The 21,332-nt window shown below is 60.3% G+C and carries 19 protein-coding genes; 12 read left to right on the top strand and 7 right to left on the bottom strand.

Annotated elements, in window-relative coordinates; genetic code table 11:
- Positions 1 to 3 precede the first annotated feature (3 nt).
- The 6 genes from ACN0WV_RS15320 to ACN0WV_RS15345 all read left to right on the top strand — a co-directional run bounded on the left by ACN0WV_RS15320 (position 4) and on the right by ACN0WV_RS15345 (position 7,221).
- Positions 4 to 834: a carbohydrate ABC transporter permease gene (locus ACN0WV_RS15320; RefSeq protein WP_084350238.1), complete on the top strand. Its 831-nt coding sequence runs from the start codon at positions 4 to 6 to the stop codon at positions 832 to 834.
- 10 nt (positions 835 to 844) lie between these two features.
- On the top strand, positions 845 to 1,849 hold the full coding sequence (locus tag ACN0WV_RS15325) for an ABC transporter ATP-binding protein (protein WP_417606929.1): 1,005 nt from the start codon (positions 845 to 847) through the stop codon (positions 1,847 to 1,849).
- Positions 1,846 to 2,619: an L-iditol 2-dehydrogenase gene (locus ACN0WV_RS15330; RefSeq protein WP_084350240.1), complete on the top strand. Its 774-nt coding sequence runs from the start codon at positions 1,846 to 1,848 to the stop codon at positions 2,617 to 2,619. Before ACN0WV_RS15325 ends, ACN0WV_RS15330 begins: the two co-directional genes overlap by 4 nt.
- 1 nt (position 2,620) lies before the next feature.
- Positions 2,621 to 4,087 carry a mannitol dehydrogenase family protein gene (locus ACN0WV_RS15335; RefSeq protein WP_417606931.1) on the top strand — a complete coding sequence of 489 codons (1,467 nt, stop codon included), beginning with the start codon at positions 2,621 to 2,623 and terminating at the stop codon, positions 4,085 to 4,087.
- A 156-nt stretch (positions 4,088 to 4,243) separates the two neighbouring features.
- The gene (locus ACN0WV_RS15340; protein WP_417606933.1) at positions 4,244 to 6,355 is read left to right on the top strand and encodes a 4Fe-4S binding protein; all 2,112 of its coding nucleotides are present in this window, start codon (positions 4,244 to 4,246) and stop codon (positions 6,353 to 6,355) included.
- Positions 6,352 to 7,221 carry an FAD:protein FMN transferase gene (locus ACN0WV_RS15345; RefSeq protein WP_417606935.1) on the top strand — a complete coding sequence of 290 codons (870 nt, stop codon included), beginning with the start codon at positions 6,352 to 6,354 and terminating at the stop codon, positions 7,219 to 7,221. Before ACN0WV_RS15340 ends, ACN0WV_RS15345 begins: the two co-directional genes overlap by 4 nt.
- Positions 7,222 to 7,353: 132 nt before the next feature.
- On the opposite strand, the gene ACN0WV_RS15350 is transcribed toward ACN0WV_RS15345, so the two are convergent.
- The 6 genes from ACN0WV_RS15350 to pedF form a co-directional block, all read right to left on the bottom strand.
- Complete coding sequence (locus ACN0WV_RS15350) at positions 7,354 to 8,142, bottom strand: FAD binding domain-containing protein (protein ID WP_417606936.1); 789 nt, start codon at positions 8,140 to 8,142, stop codon at positions 7,354 to 7,356.
- Positions 8,143 to 8,264: 122 nt separating this feature from the next.
- Complete coding sequence (locus tag ACN0WV_RS15355) at positions 8,265 to 10,628, bottom strand: xanthine dehydrogenase family protein molybdopterin-binding subunit (protein ID WP_417606938.1); 2,364 nt, start codon at positions 10,626 to 10,628, stop codon at positions 8,265 to 8,267.
- An 87-nt stretch (positions 10,629 to 10,715) separates the two neighbouring features.
- Entirely contained in the window at positions 10,716 to 11,201 is a 486-nt protein-coding gene (locus ACN0WV_RS15360) for a (2Fe-2S)-binding protein (protein WP_417606940.1), read from the bottom strand.
- A gap of 45 nt (positions 11,202 to 11,246) precedes the next feature.
- Positions 11,247 to 11,777, bottom strand: a complete 531-nt coding sequence (locus ACN0WV_RS15365; RefSeq protein WP_417606941.1) for a CoxG family protein — start codon at positions 11,775 to 11,777, stop codon at positions 11,247 to 11,249.
- Positions 11,778 to 11,852: 75 nt separating this feature from the next.
- Entirely contained in the window at positions 11,853 to 12,731 is an 879-nt protein-coding gene (locus ACN0WV_RS15370; protein WP_417606942.1) for a substrate-binding periplasmic protein, read from the bottom strand.
- A gap of 152 nt (positions 12,732 to 12,883) precedes the next feature.
- A complete protein-coding gene (pedF, locus tag ACN0WV_RS15375) occupies positions 12,884 to 13,582 on the bottom strand; it encodes a cytochrome c-550 PedF (RefSeq protein ID WP_417606944.1) in 699 nt (232 codons plus the stop codon).
- A gap of 190 nt (positions 13,583 to 13,772) precedes the next feature.
- Here pedF and ACN0WV_RS15380 point away from each other — a divergent pair, with 190 nt between their 5' ends.
- The 5 genes from ACN0WV_RS15380 to ACN0WV_RS15400 all read left to right on the top strand — a co-directional run bounded on the left by ACN0WV_RS15380 (position 13,773) and on the right by ACN0WV_RS15400 (position 18,347).
- Entirely contained in the window at positions 13,773 to 14,933 is a 1,161-nt protein-coding gene (locus ACN0WV_RS15380) for an ABC transporter substrate-binding protein (protein WP_417606945.1), read from the top strand.
- A 59-nt stretch (positions 14,934 to 14,992) separates the two neighbouring features.
- Entirely contained in the window at positions 14,993 to 15,952 is a 960-nt protein-coding gene (locus ACN0WV_RS15385) for a YVTN family beta-propeller repeat protein (RefSeq protein WP_417606947.1), read from the top strand.
- A 162-nt stretch (positions 15,953 to 16,114) separates the two neighbouring features.
- A complete protein-coding gene (locus ACN0WV_RS15390; protein WP_417606949.1) occupies positions 16,115 to 16,837 on the top strand; it encodes an ABC transporter ATP-binding protein in 723 nt (240 codons plus the stop codon).
- Positions 16,838 to 16,919: 82 nt separating this feature from the next.
- Positions 16,920 to 17,717 (top strand): ABC transporter permease, encoded by a 798-nt coding sequence (locus ACN0WV_RS15395; RefSeq protein WP_412780335.1) that lies wholly within the window; start codon positions 16,920 to 16,922, stop codon positions 17,715 to 17,717.
- Positions 17,718 to 17,792: 75 nt separating this feature from the next.
- Positions 17,793 to 18,347, top strand: coding sequence for an SEL1-like repeat protein (locus tag ACN0WV_RS15400; protein WP_417606950.1), 555 nt, complete (start codon positions 17,793 to 17,795; stop codon positions 18,345 to 18,347).
- Between the two features lie 165 nt (positions 18,348 to 18,512).
- Here the strand turns inward: ACN0WV_RS15400 and ACN0WV_RS15405 are convergent, their stop codons facing one another.
- Positions 18,513 to 19,190 carry a VPLPA-CTERM sorting domain-containing protein gene (locus ACN0WV_RS15405; RefSeq protein ID WP_143514467.1) on the bottom strand — a complete coding sequence of 226 codons (678 nt, stop codon included), beginning with the start codon at positions 19,188 to 19,190 and terminating at the stop codon, positions 18,513 to 18,515.
- A gap of 283 nt (positions 19,191 to 19,473) precedes the next feature.
- Here ACN0WV_RS15405 and ACN0WV_RS15410 point away from each other — a divergent pair, with 283 nt between their 5' ends.
- Entirely contained in the window at positions 19,474 to 21,240 is a 1,767-nt protein-coding gene (locus tag ACN0WV_RS15410; RefSeq protein WP_417606952.1) for a PQQ-dependent methanol/ethanol family dehydrogenase, read from the top strand.
- Positions 21,241 to 21,332 lie beyond the last annotated feature (92 nt).

Here is a 21,332-nt window from a genome sequence, read left to right on the forward strand (position 1 = left end):
ATTATGGCACGTGCCGTTACAAACAATCGCAAAGCGCTGAATACCGCCATTGCGTGGTCCATCGGGATCCTGATCTTCTTTCCGATCCTCTGGACAATCCTGACCAGCTTCAAGACCGAAGCGCAGGCAATCAGCGATCCGCCCGTCTTCCTGTTCTTTGACTGGACGCTGGAAAACTACACCGTTGTGCAAGAACGCTCCAACTACATGCGCTTCTTGTGGAACTCTGTCGTGATCGCAGGCGGATCGACCATCCTTGGTCTGATCATCGCGGTTCCCGCCGCCTGGTCCATGGCCTTCGTTCCGTCCAAACGCACCAAGGACATCCTGCTCTGGATGCTCTCGACCAAGATGTTGCCGGCGGTGGGCGTTCTCTACCCGATCTACCTGATCTTCATCAAACTGGGCATCCTTGATACCCGCACCGGCCTTGTCATCGTGATGATGCTGATCAACCTGCCGATCATCGTGTGGATGCTTTACACCTATTTCCGCGAAATTCCGGTCGAGATCTTGGAAGCCTCGCGGATGGACGGTGCCACGCTGAAGGAAGAGATCATCCACATCCTGACACCGATGGCCGTGCCGGGGATCGCATCGACGATGCTGCTGAACTTCATCCTTGCCTGGAACGAGGCGTTCTGGACGCTCAACCTGACGGCCGCAAAAGCCGCCCCGTTGACCGCCTTCATCGCCAGCTATTCCAGCCCCGAGGGTCTGTTTTACGCAAAACTGAGCGCCGCCTCCACAATGGCCATCGCTCCGATCCTGATCCTTGGCTGGTTCAGCCAGAAACAACTTGTCCGGGGCTTGACCTTCGGCGCTGTGAAGTGAGGAGAGATTAATGGGACGCATTCAGCTAAAACAGGTCAAGAAATCCTTTGGTGACGTGACCGTCATTCCGCCGCTGGACCTTGAAATCAACGATGGAGAGTTCGTGGTGTTTGTCGGGCCTTCCGGCTGCGGCAAGTCCACCCTGCTCCGCCTGATCGCGGGGCTGGAGGACACGACCTCCGGCACGATCGAGATCGACGGCAAGGATGCCACTGGCCTGCCCCCCGCGAAACGCGGGCTGGCCATGGTATTCCAAAGCTATGCCTTGTATCCGCACATGTCGGTGCGCAAGAACATCGCCTTCCCGATGAAAATGGCGGGGATGTCGAAAGAAGAACAGGACAAGCGGATCAGTGCGGCTGCCAAGGCGCTGAACCTGACCGACTACCTTGACCGTCGGCCCGGACAACTTTCGGGGGGACAGCGCCAACGGGTCGCCATCGGCCGCGCCATTGTGCGGGAACCTTCAGCATTCCTGTTCGACGAACCGCTGTCCAATCTCGACGCCGCCCTGCGTGTCGGGATGCGGATGGAGATCTCTGAATTGCACAAAAAACTCGATACCACGATGATCTATGTGACCCATGATCAGGTCGAGGCGATGACGATGGCCGACAAGATCGTCGTGCTTCAGGCCGGCGTGATCGAACAGGTGGGCTCTCCGCTGGAACTGTATCGCAACCCGCGCAACAAGTTCGTCGCGGGCTTTATCGGCAGCCCCAAGATGAACCTGATGGAAGGGGCCGAAGCCGCCAAGCACAACGCCACGACGATCGGCGTGCGGCCTGAGCATTTCGAAGTGTCCACGCAAAGCGGTGAGTGGAAAGGAACGGTGGGCGTGTCCGAACATCTGGGCAGCGACACGTTCTTCCACGTCAATATCGACGGCTTTGCAGAGCCGTTGACAGTGCGCGCCGGCGGCGAGGTCGATCTGCATTACGGCGACACAATCTACCTGACGCCGCAGCCCGAGCAGATCCACAGATTTGATGCGCAAGGGTTGCGGATCCAATGAAACGGCTAGACGGAAAATCCGCCCTCATCACCGGCTCTGCCCGCGGTATCGGGCTGGGCTTTGCCGAAGCCTATGTCCGCGAGGGCGCAACCGTCGCCATCGCGGACATCAATCTGGACGCGGCAACCAAGGCCGCGAACCAGATCGGCGCGGCCGCCTATGCCGTGCAACTGGATGTCACCAGTCAGGACAGCATCGACACCGCCATCGAAACGGTTGTCGCGAAGGCGGGCAAGCTGGACATCGCGATCAACAACGCCGCGCTTTTCGACGCGGCAGAGACTGTCGACATCACCCGCGCGAGTTACGACAAGCTCTATGCGGTGAATGTCGCGGGCACGTTGTTCACCATGCAGGCAGCCGCGCGCCAGATGATCAAACAGGGTCACGGTGGCAAGATCATCAACATGGCCAGTCAGGCCGGACGCCGGGGCGAACCTCTGGTGTTGGTCTATTGCTCGACCAAGGCGGCGGTGATCTCGATGACGCAATCTGCCGGGCTGAACCTGATCAGGCACGGCATCAACGTGAATGCCATAGCGCCCGGTGTGGTTGACGGTGATCATTGGGAACATGTGGACGCGATGTTTGCAAAGCTCGAAGGCAAGAAGCCCGGCCAGAAAAAGGCCGAGGTCGCCGCCAGCGTCCCTGCGGGCCGCTTTGCCGTGCCTGCCGACCTCACCGGGATGGCGGTCTTTCTCGCCTCCGCCGACTCCGATTACATCGTGTCGCAGACGTATAACGTCGACGGCGGACAATGGATGAGCTGATATGAAACTGTCCAACGATACCCTCAATAACCTGCCGGAAAGCGTCTTGCGCCCGACCTATGACCGCAGCGCATTGACGCCGGGGATCGTGCATATCGGGCTTGGCAATTTCCACCGTGGCCATCAGGCCTGGTATCTGCACCGCCTGATGCAACAGGGTCTGGCGCAGGACTGGGCCATCATCGGCGCAGGCGTGCGCGCCGGTGACGAGGCGCAGCGCAAACGGCTGGCCGCGCAGGATTACATGTCCACGCTGATAGAGCTTGACCCCAAGGGACGCTCTGCCGAAGTCGTGGGGTCGATGATCGATTTCGTGCCTGTCGAAGATGGTAACGGCCCTCTGATCGAGCGGATGACCGATCCCGAAATCCGCATCGTCGCCCTGACCGTGACCGAAGGTGGGTACTATATCGACGCGGCAACCAAAGGGTTCGACGCCAATCACCCCGATATCAAACACGATGCCGCCAACCCTGACACGCCGCTCACCGCCTTTGGCGCGATGATCGCCGCGCTGAAACTGCGCCGCGACAATGGCACCGGGCCGTTGACCGGCCAAAGCTGCGACAATCTGCAAGGCAACGGCGCGATCCTGCGTCAGACCGTTGTTTCGCTGGCGCGCCTGTCAGATGCGGATCTCGCCGACTGGATTGATGCAAACTGCACCTTCCCCGACTCCATGGTCGATTGCATCGTCCCCGCCACCGGCCCAAACGAATTGGCGCTGGTCAGGGAGTTCGGCATCGACGACGCCGCCCCCGTCACCCACGAGAACTTTCGTCAATGGGTCATCGAGGATGCGTTCTGCGCGGGCCGTCCCGACTGGGACAAGGCCGGTGCCACATTTACCGATGACGTGCATGCCTATGAGGCGATGAAGATCCGCATCCTCAATGGCGGGCATCAGGTGATCTCCAACCCTGGTGAAATCCTGTCGGTCGAGTTCATCTCGGGCTGTATGGCACATCCCCTGATCGGTGCGTTTTTCCGCAAGGTTGCGGGCACAGAGATCGTGCCGCAGGTGCAACCCGTTCCCGGCATGACACCCACCGCGTATGTTGATCTGATCAGCAGCCGTTTTTCCAACCCCGAGATTGTGGATACCGTCCGCCGCGTGGCCTTTGACGGGTCGTCCCGTCATACCGGCTTTATTCTGCCGACGCTGCGCGATGCGCTGGCCACGGACAGCCCGATTGAGGGGCTGGCCCTGACAGAGGCGCTTTGGGCGCGGATGTGTACCGGCACGCGCGAGGATGGCAGCACAATCGCGCCCAACGATCCGCTTTGGGACAAGCTGAACGCGGCTGCACTGGACGCGCGGGACAACCCGCAGGCCTGGCTGGAACAGCGTGACCTCTATGGCGACCTTGGCGACAACGCGACCTTCGCCGATAGCTTCGCACGCTGGCTGCGAATGCTCCATGATGAGGGCACAGAGGCAACTCTGCGCACCTATCTGAACGCCTGAACATGGTTTAGGACGCCGGTCGTATTCCGGTGCCCTAACCAGTCGCGATTTTCAAACCATCAGTGACGCGCATGGACCCCCGCCCTGTGGCGCGGGCCCGCCCTCTATACCTTGGTCGAATTGGGTGCCCTGCCCGCACCCTTTAGGTTTCGGGTTATGGGAGTGATCCGCACGTTCTTGGCAGTTTGTCTCTGGGTCAGTCTGGCCCTGCCTTCGGCCGCCGATCCCCTGCCCCGCGACACAATCGCTGAAATGATCGTGCCGCCCATGTCACTTGGCGAACAGCTGAACGACAAGGGCGTCTGGCAATTGCTGAACTCTGGCGGCGCGGATGCGGGCTATGTGTTCGAGACACAGCCCATGGCGCCCCTGCCCGGCTTTTCCGGCGCACCGATCAACATGCTGGTGGTGCTGGATCTCGACGGGCGTTTTGTCGATGTGCGGCTGATCTCGCATAACGAACCGATCTTTATCAGCGGTCTGGGCGAGGCCCCGTTCCACCAGTTCTTCGAGCAATATCGCGGCCATTCGATATCCGAGGCTCTGGTCGTCGGCACCCCCTATGGCGCGGGCGGCGGCGGTGGGCAGTTGGTCTATCTCGACGGCGTGACCAAGGCAACCGCGTCGGTTCGCATTGCCCATGAAAGCCTGCTGGCCGCCACGCTTCAGGTGGCGCGCGAAAAGATGCAAGGCATCAGTTCCGGCCCGCCCGCCTTTCCCGATCCCGACTATTCCGAGGATCTGAGCTGGCAGGATCTGTTTGACCAAGGGCTGATACAGAATTTTCATGTCACGAATGCCGAAGTTGACGCGGCATTCGCAGACACGCTTTGGGAAGATGACGACCCCGAGGCGCAGGATGCCCCGAACGACGCCTATTTGAACCTGTGGATTGCCGATCTGGGACCGCCCTCCATCGCCCGCGCCTTGCTGACCGAGGACAGCTTTCGGGACTTGCAGGATTTCATGGCGATCTCGCCCGATGACGAACCCATCCTGCTGATCGAGACTGCGCGCCACGGGCTGGTCTCGGACGATTTCGTGCGCAACACCGCGCCGGACTGGATCGGTGCCGAACAGGGCAGCTTTCCGGTGGCGATGCGCGACGCCGATCTTTTGGTCAGCCTGTCGGATCAGGTTCCGGACGCGCTTCAGGACGGTGTCGCGATGATCTTGCGGACGGACCGAAGACTTGGGTTCGATCCCACGCAGGACTGGGTGCTGAAGGTGCAGGCGGTGCGCGAACATGGCTTCTTTCAGCCCGAAATGGGCTCGGTCTCGCTGGACACCACCCATGTCACCGACGCGCGATTTTACGACCGCCCCGGTGCCGTCACGCGTCTGGCCCCCTGGCGCGAGGCGATCCACAACCGCCAATCCGATCTGATCCTTCTGTCCGTTTTTCTTGCCGCGCTTCTTGCCGTCCTAGCCTTCCGCCAAAGCGCGTTCGCAGCGCTGCGCCACTACACTCCGATCCGGTTGAGCATTCTGGCCATTGTGCTTGGCTTCATCGGCTGGTGGGGACAGGGGCAATTGTCCATCGTCACCCCGCTTGGCACATTGCGCAGCATCATCGAGGGCGGCAGTCTTGGTTTTCTTCTCTACGATCCGTTCTCGCTGGTGATCTGGGGTGCCGCCATTCTGGGCTTTTTTCTGTGGGGGCGCGGGCTGTTTTGCGGCTGGCTCTGTCCGTTCGGCGCGTTGCAGGAATTTGCGCATCACATCGGCCGCCTGTTGCGCCTGCCGCAATATGATGTGCCGGACTGGCTGGACCGCCCCCTCAAGGGCCTGAAATACCTTGTCCTTCTGGCGCTGATCGGGGTGACACTGCTGCTGCCCTCAGCACTCGACAAGGCGGTCGAGGTCGAGCCGTTCAAGACCGCCATCACCACATTCTTTATCCGCGAATGGTACTATGCGGGCTATGCATTGTTCTGGCTGTTCCTCGGCATGATCGTCTTCAAAGGGTTTTGTCGCTATGTCTGCCCATTGGGCGCGCTCATGGCCATCGGCGGAGCGTTGCGCATGCGCCGCTGGATCCCGCGCCGCGTCGAATGCGGATCACCCTGTCAATTGTGCCGCGTCAAATGTGCCTATGGCGCCATCTCGAAACAAGGTGAGATCGCTTACTCCGAGTGTTTCCAATGCCTTGATTGCGTAACGATCCACGATGACCCCGCGCAATGTGTGCCCCTGATCCTCAAGGGGCGCTCAGCCACCCGCAAACCACGCGCGACAGGCCATCCCAACGAGGTGCCCGCCCAATGAAACGCCGCCGATTCCTCACCCTCTCGGCGGCCTTCGCCTGTGCGCCCGGCCTTGCAAAAGCGTCAAGCTGGCAGGGCCGCGCGCTGGGGGCCGAGGTCTCGGTCACCTTGCACGGTCCATCGGCATTGACAGGTCCCGCCCTGGCAGAGATCCCGGCCTCTCTTGAAAAGATCGAGGCGCTGTTCAGCCTCTACCGCCCCAGCTCGGCGCTGAGCCTCCTGAACGCGCGCGGCTGGCTTGACATGCCCCCAGCGTTCCAACAATTGGTCGCGCAGTGCGACGACGCGCATCGCCTCTCGAACACGCTGTTCGATCCGACAATACAGCCACTTTGGCAGGCCGACGCCCAGGGCCTCGATCTTGGTCCGGCCCGCGCGCTTGTCGGCTGGGATCGCGTGACAAAGACCGGCAACCGTCTGCGCCTCGCCCCCGGTCAGATGCTGACCTTCAACGGCATCGCCCAAGGCTTCGCCACCGATTTGATCCGCACAGGCCTTGCAAAACGGGGGGCCACCCAGGCCCTGATCAATATCGGCGAATTTGCCGCGCTTGGTGGCCCTTGGCGTCTGGCAGTCTCCGATCCGGCGCATGGGCCGGTCGCCACACGCGCCCTCCACGGGACGGCCATCGCCACATCCAGCCCCGGCACCATGCTCTTGGCGACCGGCAGCCACATTCTGTCGCCGGACGGTCGCCCCGCCCTCTGGTCGACAATCAGCGTCGAGGATCACAGCGCAACACGGGCCGATGCGCTGTCGACCGCCGCCGTATTCATGACGCGCGACCAACTCGGCACTCTAAAACGCTCTGCAAAGCTGACCCGCATCACCGCCTTGGACAATTCAGGCGACCTTCTCACATTGTGACACACACACGACCGGCCCGAGCGGAAAGCCCGCCCCCAGCTTCTTCTTGGCAAAAATACTCAAATTCCGATGCCCACAAAAAAGACCCCCGGCCAGAAAACCGGGAGCCCCTCTCCAATGCGATCTTGGCGCTCAGCCAGCGGCGGCAACCGCGCGTTTGGTCAGCACACCAATCAGATGCGCTCGGTATGCCGCGCTGCCATGCATGTCCGCGATCATGTCGTCAGCCGACGCCGCCAACCCGTCCAAGGCATCTGCGGAGAAATTCGACGACAACGCGGTTTCCGCCTCTGTCCAGCGGAACACACCGTCATTCGACGCGCCTGTCACCGCAACCCGAACACCGTCGGCATATTTGGCAACGAAGACACCCACCAGCGAGAACCGCGAGGCAGGCTGCTCGAATTTCTGGTAATACGCCTTCTCAGGCACCGGAAAGCGGACTTCGGTGATGATCTCGGCTTCTTCCAGCGCGGTGGTGAACATGCCCTGGAAATAGTCATCAGCGGCGATCTCACGGGTGTTCGTGACGATGGTCGCACCAGAGGCCAAAACCGCTGCCGGGTAGCAGGCTGACGGGTCGTTATTGGCCAGCGATCCACCAATCGTGCCACGGTTGCGCACCGCCGGATCGCCGATATTTCCTGCCAGGGCAGCCAGCGCCGGATAGGCCGAGCCCTCGCTCGCGATGGCCCCGTGCGTGGTGCCCCCACCGATGCACAAGGTGCCGCTTCCGTCGGTGCGGATGCCCTTGATTTCGTCAATACCGGTCAGGCTGACCAGCTTGGACGGGCTGGCAAGCCGCTGTTTCAGCGTCGGGATCAACGTCTGCCCGCCCCCCAATGCCTGCGCGTCTTCTTCACCAAGCGCTGCGACCGCGTCGGCCACAGTTTTCGGTGTTACAACGTCGAAATTGTACATTGTCTCTTCCTCTCCCGAAGCATGTCCCGGCGCGCCAGTCCCCTGCTTCTCTGGTTCAAATATACCTATGGGATGCCGCCGCAAGGCGTCGGGGGCAGCGCCCCCGTTCCCATCCTGTCATCTCAGCCGTTCATCGCCGCCCAGACCCGCGAAGGCGATGCCGGCATGTCGATATGGGTCACATCATGCCCGCCCGATTGCATCGCGTCCACCACGGCATTGATTACCGCGGGTGGCGACCCGATGGCCCCGGCCTCACCACAGCCCTTCACGCCCAGCGGATTGTGGGTGCAAGGTGTGACGCAGGAATGATCAACGCTATAGAACGGCACGTCATCGGCGCGCGGCATCGCGTAATCCATGTAGGACGCGCTAAGCAGCTGGCCGTTTTCATCATAGACGCAGCTTTCCATCAGGGCCTGTCCAACCCCCTGAGCGATCCCACCATGAACCTGACCGGACACGATCATCGGGTTGATGATATTGCCAAAGTCATCCGCGGCGGAAAAGCGTTCAACGGTAACACGACCGGTTTCCGGGTCCAGCTCGACCTCGCAGGCATAGGCGCCCGAGGGGTAGGTGAAGTTCGACGGATCGTAGAACGCCGTCTCTTCCAAACCGGGCTCAATGTCTTCCAGCGGGTAGTTGTGCGGCACATAGGCGGCCAGCGTAACATCGCCCCAAGCAACGGATTTGTCAGTGCCCGCAACGGTGAACTGACCGTCTTTCAGTTCGATATCCGCCTCGGAAGCTTCCATCAGATGCGAGGCGATCTTCTTGGCCTTGTTGATGATCTTCTCGGTCGCACGGACCATGGCCGACCCGCCGACTGCAAGCGAGCGCGATCCGTAGGTGCCCATGCCCATCGGCACGCGCGCCGTGTCGCCATGCACGATGTCGATCTGATCTTCGGGAATGCCGAGCATCTCTGCCACGACCTGCGGGAACGCAGTTTCATGCCCCTGCCCGTGGCTGTGGCTGCCGGTCATTACAGAGATCGAACCGGTGGCGTTCACGCGAACGGTTGCACTTTCGTACAGGCCCGCACGCGCGCCCAACTGACCGACAAGGTTCGACGGCGCGATGCCGCAAGCCTCGATATAGCAGTTCACACCCAGACCGCGCAGACGTCCCTTGGCTTCGCTTTCCTTGCGCCGTGCGGCAAAGCCCGCGATGTCGGCGATCTCTTCCAGCTTGTCCATCGTGGCAGTGTAGTCGCCAGTGTCATATTCCACGGCGACTGGCGTTTGATAGGGGAATTCGGTGATGAAGTTCTGGCGGCGTAATGCAATCGGATCGACACCCAATTCGCGCGCCGCCTTATCCACGACCCGCTCCAGCTGATAAGTCGCCTCGGGGCGGCCAGCGCCGCGATAGGCATCTACCGGAACGGTGTTGGTGAACACGGCCTTGACGTTCACATAGATCAGCGGCGTCTTGTAGTTGCCCGCCATCAGCGTGCCGTGCAGCCATGTCGGAACCGACGGCGCGAAAGTGGATAGATACGCACCCATATTGGCAAGCGTATCGGTGCGCAGGGCAACGAAGTTGTTATCCTTGTCCAGCGCCAGTTCAATCTTGGTGACGTGGTCGCGGCCATGCGCATCGGACATGAACGCCTCGGACCGGGTGGAGGTCCACTTGACCGGCCGCGCCAGTTGACGGGCGGCAAAGGTGCAGAATGCCTCTTCCGCGTAGTGGAAGATCTTGGTGCCGAAGCCGCCGCCCACATCGGGGGCCACGACGCGCAGCTTGTGTTCGGGGATGCCAAGCACGAACGCGCCCATCAGCAACCGGATCACATGCGGGTTCTGGCTGGTGGTATACAGCGTGCTTTCGTCATTGGCGCGGTTGTACTCGCCCAAGGCGACCCGCGGTTCCATCGGGTTGGCGACAAGCCGGTTGTTGACCAGCTCCAGCGTGGTGACATGCGCGGCTTCCTTGATCGCCTTGTCCACCGCATCGCGGTTTTCCTCGACGAAGCCCCAGTCATAGCAAAGGTTGCCGGGCAGATCGTCATGCACTTTGGGCGCGCCGTCCTTCAACGCGTCCTTCATGTTCACGACGGCGGGCAGTTCTTCGATGTCGAGTTCAATGGCTTCCGCCGCATCGCGGGCCTCTGCCAGTGTGTCCGCAACGATCGCGGCAATCGGGTCACCAACATGGCGGACCTTGCCCTGTGCCAGAACCGGGTGCGGCGGCTCATGCATGACCTCGCCAAAGCGGTCCGTCACCTGCCAACCGCAGGGAATGCTGCCGATCCCTTCGAAATCCGCACCGGTAAAGATGCGCACCACGCCCGGCATTTCCGAAGCGGCAGTGGTGTCGATATTGGTGATCCGGCCATGCGCCACATCAGAGCGCAGGAAATGCACATAGGCCTGATTACGCGCATTGATATCGTCCGTATAATTGCCGGTGCCTGTCAGAAAGCGCACGTCTTCGCGGCGCTTGCTGCTGGCTCCGATGCCATGATCTTTCGGCATGTTCTTTATCCTCCCTGGGGATGGCCGGGTTAAACCCTGCCTGCAATGTAGCGCGGGTGGCGGGGCCGTGGCCCGCCGCCGCAATGATCACTCGGCGGCGATAGCACCCACATCCTGTCCGGATGCGGCCATGATCGCCTTGACGATGTTGTGGTAGCCCGTGCAGCGGCAGATATTGCCTTTAAGATATTCGCGTATCTCGGCTTCGCTGGGCTTGGGGTTGTCCTTCAGCAGCGCCGTGGCCGACATCACCATACCCGGCGTGCAGAAACCGCACTGAAGCCCGTGGTAATCCTGAAACGCCTGTTGCACAGCCGTAAGCGACCCGTCCTTGCCAGTGATGCCTTCGATCGTGGTGACCTCGGCACCCTCAGCCTCGGCTGCGAACATCGTGCAGGACTTGACCGCCTGCCCGTTGACATGCACCAGACATGCGCCGCACTGGCTGGTGTCGCAGCCGATATGCGTTCCGGTCAGTTCCAGCTTTCCGCGAATAAACTCAACCAGCAGCGTGCGGCCTTCGACCTCTCCGGAAACGGACTTGCCGTTCACCGTCATCTCTACCTTCGCCATCAAATTCCTCCCGTCATATTGTTCAATTCAGATGCGTGGCACGGATCAGGAAACGAACCGTTTGAACCACCCTTTCTTTTCTCCGGCCGCAGCAGATTCGCCGCCGTCCTCTGCACCATCTTCGCCAGCCTTGTCCGCCCCTTCAACAACTTCCTGAAAACGGGTGAAAAACTGATCGGCCATCTTCTTGGCAAACCCGTCGATGATCCGGCTGCCCAACTGTGCCAACTTGCCGCCGACCTTCGCCTCGACATCATAGCTGAGCGTGGTGCCCACATCCGATGGCGTCAGTGTCACATCGGCCCCGCCCTTGGCAAAGCCAGCAGCACCGCCCTTGCCTTCGCCGCTCAGCGTCAGGCTTGTGGGCGCATTCATCTCTGACATCGTGACCTGGCCCTTGAACGTCGCCTTGACCGGGCCGACCTTCTGAACCACGACCGCCTCGAACCCCTCTTCCGGACTGCCGGTCATTTCCTGACAGCCGGGAACGCATTCCTTGAGCACTTCGGCATCCAGCAATGCGGCCCAGACAACCTCTGGCGGGGCGGCAATATCTCGTGAATCGCTGAGTTTCATAATCAGGGTTTCCTCTTGCTGCGCCCAGCCTAGGCCAAGGACCGAAGCGGGGCATATTAGACCATTGGTGTAGAGCTATCTTTCAGGCGGCTGAAAGCTAAGCCCGTAGGAGGCGTAGATGTCCGCGATCCGGCCGTCTTCCAGCGCATAGCGGATGGCATCATCGGCGGCGTAGCCAAGTGGGCGATAGGCGAAATGCAGGCCAACTCCAAGCGTCCAGCGCGACACGGCGAAGCCCGGCAGCGGGGGTTGGTGAATGGCAATCGCATTCGTGCGCCCGAATTCCAGTTGCCCCAGCGGCCCCATTGCCGCCATGACCTCGCCCTCGGCCAATGCCTGCATCGCGGCGGCCATGGTCGGATACCGCCGAACGCCCTGCGCCAGTTGCCCGCCCGCAAAGCCGGACAGGTAGAAATCCGCGATCGAGTCATTTTCAACCGCGACCGTGTCGAACCGGAAATAGGCGGGCAGCGGACCACCATCGGGGTATTTCGCCTTGTCATAGGCGATGGCGATGCTCTCACCGGCATATTGCCCGATAAACGTCACCTGCTCTACCCTGCACTTGAACGCGCTGTCATATGGCACGCGCATCATCACGTTGGAAATCCGGCCACTGACGATGCCGCCCTTCCAGATGTTGTTGCGCAGATCGGCCTGAAGGTTCTCGCCCGCCGCGACAAAGTTGAAGCGCGCCTCGATACCCAGATCATCCGCAATCAGACGGGCGATATCCACATCGACGCCGCGCGGCTTGCCGCCCTCGTCCCAGCTATAGGGCGGGTTGTCCTCATAGACGGCGAACAGCATATGCCCCTGCTCTATCAGCTGGTCCATATCGCGGCCCACAATGTCCCGAGAGGTGTTTTGCGGTTTCGGCTGCGGGATGTAATCCGCACAGGGATCAGCGGCACTGGCCGCACCCGCGGCCAGACAAAGCGCCGCAAGTGTCACGAGCCTCTTCGCCCCCGATCTTGCCTTTGCAACCAAGCCGTCACGCAATTTGGAAATCCCCCATCCGATGCAACCATGCCACGCGGCATGATCCAATGCAAAGGCAATGCGGGCGCCGCAAACCGTCGGGCGCCCGGCTGAGTTTCAGCCCGTCAATGCGCGGCTGACAACCCGATCGTCAATGTCTCCGCCGCCTTGGTATAGGAGGCTTCGGTGCCGTCGATTTGCTTGGCCGCACGAAATGCCACGCTGTCAGCGACGGGCGCGCCGGACATGGTTTCAATCCCCGAGGCGATTTCCTGCAATTGCGCGATCGCCGTATCCGGATCGGCATCCGACGGATCGCTTGCCCAGCCGGTCAATTGGTCCCGGATCGCCTTGAGATCGTCCGAAGCCGCATCCATGGCGGCATCGTCGGGCCGCGTTTCGATATAGGTGCGGATCGCCCATGCGGCTTCCTGCCCCAGCAATTCGCCAAAGGCCGGCATCTTCGTGGTACCGTTCTGCGTATAGCCTTCGCGGAACCGCTCGACATACCACTCGTCGCCATATTCCTCGGCCTCGAGAAAGCGCAGATCCGGTGCCAGCCCGCCCGAGATCACCTCCAGCCCGTGACACCGCGCGCAGTTCTGGTTGTACCCGGAGGATCCGATCTCGATTGCCTTGGTCCAGACCTCTTCGCCTGCGGCCTCGGCGCGATAGGGGTTTTCGGTCAGCCAGTCCCCCTCAACCGTCGGCAGGCCGGTCGTGTCGACCGCCTGAGGGGCCACATCGCCATGCGCAAGCGCGTGACCGCCAAGGCCAAGCACTGCCAGCGCGGCAAGAATGGGTGTCGTTTTGAAATATGTCATTCGATCTCTCCTCCCCCGCGATTGCGGGCCTGTTCGCGTCTGTCCTCCCCGTTTCTAAGCGCAGGTTCCGACGCGGCGATATTGGACTTTCGTCGCCGAACCGCCCGAAATCAGACCAAGGTCGCATGGCGCTGTGCCGCTGCAACCACCTACCGTCAGATCACGACACACTAGGAGGAGGATCTGTGACATGCGTCTTCGCGCAGCCATCGCGGCATTGATGCTGTCCGCCTTGCCCGCTTGGGCAGAGCTGACGATTCCCGTGCATTACCTGCGCCAGGTCGTACCGCAGCCACCTACCCTGTCCAATCTCGACCCGCGCCCGGAACGCTTGGGCATTGATGGGGCATCGCTTGCCCTGGCGGACAATCAGACCACTGGGCAGTTTCTGGGCCAGACCTATACGCTGGAAATCACGGAAGTGCCGGAAGGCGGTGATTTCGCCAATGCCATGCGCGCGGCACTTGCCGCCACCCCCTTTGTGATCCTCGACGCGCCCGCCGACACGTTGCTGAGCGTCGCTGACCTGCCGGAAGCCAGCGAGGCACTGCTTTTCAACGCCTCGGCACCTGACCGCAAATTGCGCAGTCAGGAGTGCCGCCCCAACCTGTTTCATACCGGCCCGTCGCTTGACATGCGCACCGATGCGCTGATGCAGTTTCTGTTGTCACGGCGCTGGACCGGGTTGGCGCTGATCCACGGCACACATGCCGAGGATCTGGCCTTTGCCGATGCGCTGACCGGTTCTGCCAGCAAATTCGGCCTGAAGATCGGTGCCACGAAAGAATGGGCCTTTGACGCCGACATGCGCCGCAACGCCACACAGGAAATGCCGCTGTTCACCCAGGACCTTGGCCGCCACGATGTCCTGCTGCTTGCCGACGAGATCGGCGATTTTGCCCGCTATATCCCCTATAACACATGGGAACCGCGCCCTGTTGCAGGTTCCGAAGGGCTGCGTCCCGTCGCGTGGGACCGGGTCGTGGAACAATGGGGCGCTGCGCAATTGCAATCGCGTTTCGAGGATCTGGCCGCGCGTCCGATGCGCCCGCTCGACTATGCCGCATGGGCCGCGTTTCGCGCGATAGGCGAGGCCGTGACCCGCACCGGCACCGATGATCCCGCAGCCTTGCGCGCCTATATACTGTCGGACGCGTTCGAGCTTGCCGGGTTCAAGGGGCGCCCGCTGACCTTCCGCACCTGGAACGGGCAGTTGCGGCAGCCCATACCGCTGGTCCATGCCCATGCACAGGCCGCCCTCGCCCCGCTGGACGGTTTCCTACACCCGCGTACTGAACTTGACACGCTGGGCCTTGATGCCCCCGAAAGCGGCTGCACGCGCTTTCAGTAATCGCAGCGCCGCGCTTCGTCGCGACGTTCCAATTCACCTATTACACGAAAGCCAATCCGATGATCCGTACCACCCTTGCCCTACTGGTTCTGTCCGCCCCCGCACTCGCAGACGAGATGTGGGTCACCAATGAACGCGACGACACGATCAGCGTCATCGACACGCAAACGCTGGAAGTGACTCGCACCATTCCCACCGGCGCACGGCCTCGCGGGATCATCTTCAGCCATGATCACAAGGTCGTCTACATCTGCGCCAGCGACAGCGACACGGTACAGGTCATGGACCCGGAGACCGGCGAAGTGCTGCACGAACTTCCGTCCGGCGAGGATCCCGAACAATTTGCGCTGCATCCCGACAACCGGCATCTGTATATTGCCAACGAAGATGACGCGATCTCGACCGTTGTGGATGTGGAAACCCGAACCGTCGTGGCCCAGATCAGCGTCGGGATCGAGCCCGAGGGCATGGCCGTCTCCCCAGACGGCAAGATCGCCATCACCACTTCGGAAACCACCAATATGGCGCATTGGATCGACACGGAAACCCAGAAGATCTTTGCCAACACTCTGGTCGATTCGCGCCCTCGCCATGCCGAGTTTACATCCGACGGGGCAGAGCTTTGGGTGAGTTCCGAAATCGGTGGGACAGTGACAGTGTTCGACGGTGCCACCCAGACGGAAAAGGCGAAGATCACCTTCGATCTGCCCAACATCCACCCGGACCGCATCCAGCCCGTCGGGTTTGAATTCACCCCCGATGACGCCATCGCCTTTGTGGCGCTCGGTCCGGCAAATCACGTCGCGGTGGTCAATATGACCAGCTATGAGGTCGAAGAGTATATCCTTGTCGGTCGCCGCGTCTGGCATATGGCGTTCAACCGCGATCATTCGCAGCTGTTCACCACCAACGGCATCTCTGGCGACGTCACCGTGATCGATGTTGCCAGCCGCAAGCCGGTAAAATCCATCAAGGTCGGTCGCTTTCCTTGGGGGGCCGCATTCCGCCCGACGAACTGAGCACCGCCAGTTTTTATTCAACAAAAATGACAACGCGGTGCCTGCGCATGAAGAAAACGCAGGCGCCAAGACAGAAGTCGGGTTTGTCGCGTTCACACTTGGGCGCTATGACTTGAAGGCAAGGGGCATCGCCCGAACCTATTGAACCACTGTGGACACAACATGACGCCCGGCCTTTCCGTCCAGAACCTCAGCTACAATTACGGTGCACGCAAAGCGTTGGACGATGTCACTTTCATCGTCGAACCGGGTGCATTCTGTGCGCTTCTGGGGCCAAACGGTGCAGGAAAATCCACACTTTTCGCATTGTTGACGCGGCTTTTCACAACAGCGTCCGGGCAGATCGCAATAGCTGGTCACGACATGACAACGGTGCCCCGCCGTGCCTTGGCGCGGATGGGTGTTGTGTTTCAGGCCCAAACTCTGGATCTGGATCTGACGATCCGACAAAACCTTACCTATTTTGCGGCCCTGCACGGGCTTTCGGGTCGCGACGCCTCCAACCGCATAGACGCAAGCCTGGACCGGCTGGCAATCCGTGACCGTGCGTCGGAAAAGGCCCGCAGCCTCAACGGCGGGCATCGCCGGCGCACCGAAATCGCCCGTGCGTTGATACATCAGCCCGATGTGTTGTTGCTGGACGAGGCCACGGTTGGCTTGGACGCCGCCACCCGCGAGGCAATCACGACCCATGTCCACGATCTGGCCGCGACGGACGGGATCACCGTGCTATGGGCCACCCATCTGACCGACGAGGTGCGCGATACGGACCGGTTGGTAATCCTGCATCAGGGCCGCATCATGCAGGACGGCCATGCTGGGACATTGCGCGGAGACGCCTCTTTGCAACAGCACTTCCTGACATTGACGGCAAAGCCTGCATGACTTTGCGCAACTCACCTATCGCATTATCAATGGCTTATAATTTATTGACATCAAAAGAATACACAAAATTTTTGGGGGATGCATGGTGATCCACCCCTATCTTACGTCGCTCCGCGCCATCGTCGGCCGCGAGGCATTGCGGTTTCTGCATCAACGCGAACGCTTTGTCGCAGCACTCGTACGGCCGTTGGTATGGCTGGTGGTCTTCGCTGCTGGTTTTCGCGCGGCATTGGGGTTGTCGATCATCCCGCCGTACCAAACCTACATTACATACGAGACCTATATCGTGCCCGGTCTCTGCGGAATGATCCTACTTTTCAATGGCATGCAGGGATCTCTTAGCCTTGTTTACGACCGTGAAATGGGATCAATGCGCCTCCTCTTGACAGCCCCCTTGCCGCGTGGCTGGCTGCTGTTTGCCAAGCTTGTCGGATCCACCGCGATTTCCATCCTGCAGGCGCTGGTGTTTCTGGCCATCGCCGCCGCTTTTGGCGTCACGACGGCTCCGTTGGGATATTTGACGGTCATTCCCGCGCTGGCCATCGCCGGGCTTATGCTGGGCGCTCTCGGGCTCGCCCTGTCGAGTTTCATCAAACAGCTGGAAAACTTTGCCGGTGTGATGAACTTCGTGATCTTCCCGATGTTTTTCCTCAGCTCCGCGCTCTATCCTCTTTGGAAGATGGCAGAATCTTCGGAATTGCTCCACGACATATGTGCGGTGAACCCGTTTACCCACGCGGTAGAGTTGATCCGTTTTGCGCTGTATGGCCAGTTGAACCTGCCAGCTCTGGGTTGGACGATCTTCGCCACCTGCGCCTTCATGGCGTTCGCATTGTGGGGGTATGATCCCGCGCGTGGACTGACACGTCGCAAAAGCTGACCCTATCTACGACCATAGCCCATGTGTTTTGCCGCGTCAGGGATGGTACTTTGGTATCAGAGGAAAGGAGTTCCCATGTTTCGAAAGACTCTTTGCATCGCAGTTTTTGCGACCCTTCCGGCCTTTGCCGATACCCAGACCCGCTCGGTTGAGGATGAGCATGGCACGCTTAATCCGCTGGACTCGGGGTTTGGTAAAGTTATGTCGAACATCGACAAGGGTCAGACCGATATGATGACCTGCGCCACCGGATATTACATCACCAAATCCGGCCGTCACGCCCCCGCCCGCAAGTTGTTCGAAGCCTGCGCTGCCGCCGGTTACACGGGCGCTATGACATGGATGAGCCAGATGGAAAACAATGGCTTGGGAGGCGATTATAACCCGGATGCGGCTGCCGACTGGGACAGGCGCGCGGCTATGGCGGGCGATCCGGTGGGCAAATTCAACTACGGGCTTGATCTGATGCGCGGCCACGGCGTTGCACCGGACGAGGCGGAGGGGCGCCGTCTGGTCGACGAAGCGGCGCAGGAAGGGCTTGCCATCGCAAAACGGCTGCAAATAGCCGATTACGACCTTGATGAGGTGACGCCGGACGCCGACAACTGGCGCTATGCCCCGGCTTTCTGAATGCAGACGCATCACGGGCTATCGAGGAAAACCAGCCTGTCTCGCTTACCATGGTGGCCTCCCCGACTGCGCCAACACGATTTATGTCCGTACGCAACAGGTGCAGAATCGAAAAGTCCGGCCATTATCTGGCCGGACCCTTAAGACCCAATCAGGTTGTGCTGCTTACACTGCGGCTTGTGCAGCCTTTCGCCGGCGCCGCATAAGACCAAGTGCACCGAAACCAATTGGAAGCAACAACCCCGCCGCAGGAACAGGCACCGGCGATGGTGCCGCAGTTACGACGCGAATCCAGTCACCCGGCTGAGACACGTTCATGCCAAGCCAAATCGTATTCCCAGAATACGTGAACCAATCGTTGTTTTTGTTGCGCCAGTCATTTTCTTCCATCCCACGCGCTTCAAACGACCCAGGATAGAGGGTGCTGGATGATGCAAGCTGGCTGTTCGAGGCCGCCTCTCGCAGACCGTTAAGATCTGCCATCACGCCCAGAATTGTACCGTCAAAGGTAAAGCTGACTGGCCCCGGATCGTTATAAAGCGACCCCGTCAGCCCATAATGACGTTGCGACACACCATTTTTCACATTGAGAAAAATCATGTGGCTATCGACTTTTGTGCCCGCAGCGATCGTTCGACCACCATTCACGCCAATGTCGCTGGTAAGCTTTACGTCCTGCGCCTCATCAAACGCCTGAACGCGCCAGTTATACACATACCCGTTCTCGACAGATACTGGTGGGGGAACGATTTCGCCGCGAACAGCGCTAACCGTCGCCGCAGTAGCCGGAGCTGCCAATGTTGATGCGAAAATTGCGACAGCAATCCATTTTGAAAAAGTCATTTTAACTTCCTATAACCCTTAAACAACAAGATACCCTACTAGACTTAGCACATCTCTACTGAATTGACAATTTTTCATTAACCTGTGCTGAAGTTTGGTTAACGCGTCAAGCAGCGACGCTGCTAATGAACAAAATTGTTGCCCCTGTCAATGCCCTGTTGGTCGTACGACCTTAGCCGAGTACCGCGCCCCTCCCGCTTGGCTATAAACTGCACTTGGAGAGAGAGCGGCGGCGGATGATCAGCCGCGCGCATGAATAAAACTGTTCCCAGGGAGGACACACATGAACAGATTTATCGCCACAGTCGCTGCGGGCCTCATGGTCGCGGGTACCGCTCAGGCCGATGTGACAGAAGAAGATCTGGCCAACGACCAAGCAGATGTCAGCCAGATCGTGACCAATGGCATGGGCCGTCACCTTCAGCGCTATTCGCCGCTGGACACGCTGAACAAGGAAAACGTGACAAACCTTGTTCCTGCATGGGCCTTCAGCCTTGGTGGCGAGAAGCAGCGCGGTCAGGAAGCGCAGCCGCTGATTCACGATGGCATCATGTATATCACCGGGTCATATTCGCGGCTTTATGCCATCGACGTGAAGACCGGTCAGGAAATCTGGCAGTATGACGCGCGCCTGCCCGAGGGCATTCTGCCATGCTGTGACGTGGTCAACCGGGGTGCGGCGCTTTACGGCGACAAGGTGTATTTCGGAACGCTTGACGCGCGGATGGTCGCGCTGGACGCCAAGACCGGCGATGTGGTCTGGCGCAAGAAAATCGCCGATTACAAAGCCGGCTACAGTTATACTGCGGCCCCGCTTATCGTGAACGGGATGGTTATCACCGGCAACTCAGGCGGCGAGTTCGGCATCGTCGGCGAAGTGCAGGCGCGTGACGCCGAAACCGGCGAGATGGTCTGGACCCGCCCAGTGATCGAGGGCCACATGGGCACGCTGAACGGCGAAGACAGCACCATGACCGGCGAGTTGAACGCGACGTGGCCGGGCGATATGTGGAAAACCGGCGGTGGCGCGACATGGTTGGGCGGCTCCTATGACGCCGACACAGACACGCTGGTCTTCGGCACGGGCAACCCTGCCCCCTGGAACAGCCACCTGCGCAATGCGGGCGCGCCGACCGAGGGCAATGCGGGCGACAACCTCTACGCTGCCTCGCGTCTTGGAATTGACCCGGCAACCGGTGAAATCAAATGGCACTATCAGTCGACACCGCGCGAAGGCTGGGACTATGACGGCGTCAACGAGGTCGTCTCCTATACCGACCGCGAAGGCAATGCGCGCTATGCCACGGCGGATCGTAATGGCTTCTTCTATGTGCTCGACCGTGCCGATGGCGGGTTCGTCTCTGCCGCGCCTTTCGTAAAGGACATCACCTGGGCCAGCGGTATTGACGATACTGGCCGACCGATCTTCAACGAAGATAACCGCCCCGGTGATCCCACAGCAGCGGCAGACGGCAAAAAAGGCGAAGTGGTCTTCTCTGCCCCCGGTTTCCTGGGTGGCAAGAACTGGATGCCGATGGCGTTTTCACAGCGCACCGGGAACTTCTACGTTCCCTCGAATGAATGGGGCATGGATATCTGGAACGAGCCGATCACCTACAAGAAGGGCGCCGCCTATCTTGGATCAGGCTTTACCATCAAGCCGATGTACGAAGATCATATCGGCAGTCTCAAGGCGATTGACCCCGACACCGGCGAATGGAAATGGGAATACAAGAACGAGGCTCCACTGTGGAGCGGCGTGATGACAACCGCCGGCGGTCTGGTGTTCTTTGGCACGCCCGAGGGCAAGTTCCTGGCGCTGGATGACGAGACCGGCGAAGAGCTGTGGTCCTTCCAGACCGGGTCGGGAATTGTCGGTCAGCCTGTCACCTGGGAACAGGACGGCGAGCAGTTTGTTTCGGTCATGTCCGGCTGGGGCGGCGCTGTTCCGCTATGGGGTGGCGAAGTGGCCAAGAAGGTCAACTACCTCAACCAGGGTGGCATGTTGTGGACATTCCGTCTGCCCAAGCAGCTGGCCCAAGCGAACTGATCTCCACCCCCCTCTAACCGGAGATCCGTAGAAACGCGTCCCGCATTGCGGGGCGCGTTTTTTCGCGCATCTTGGCCTGGGATGGGAAACGC

The organism is Primorskyibacter flagellatus (genome assembly GCF_048268605.1).
In the GTDB taxonomy this organism is placed as follows: Bacteria; Pseudomonadota; Alphaproteobacteria; order Rhodobacterales; family Rhodobacteraceae; genus Primorskyibacter; species Primorskyibacter flagellatus.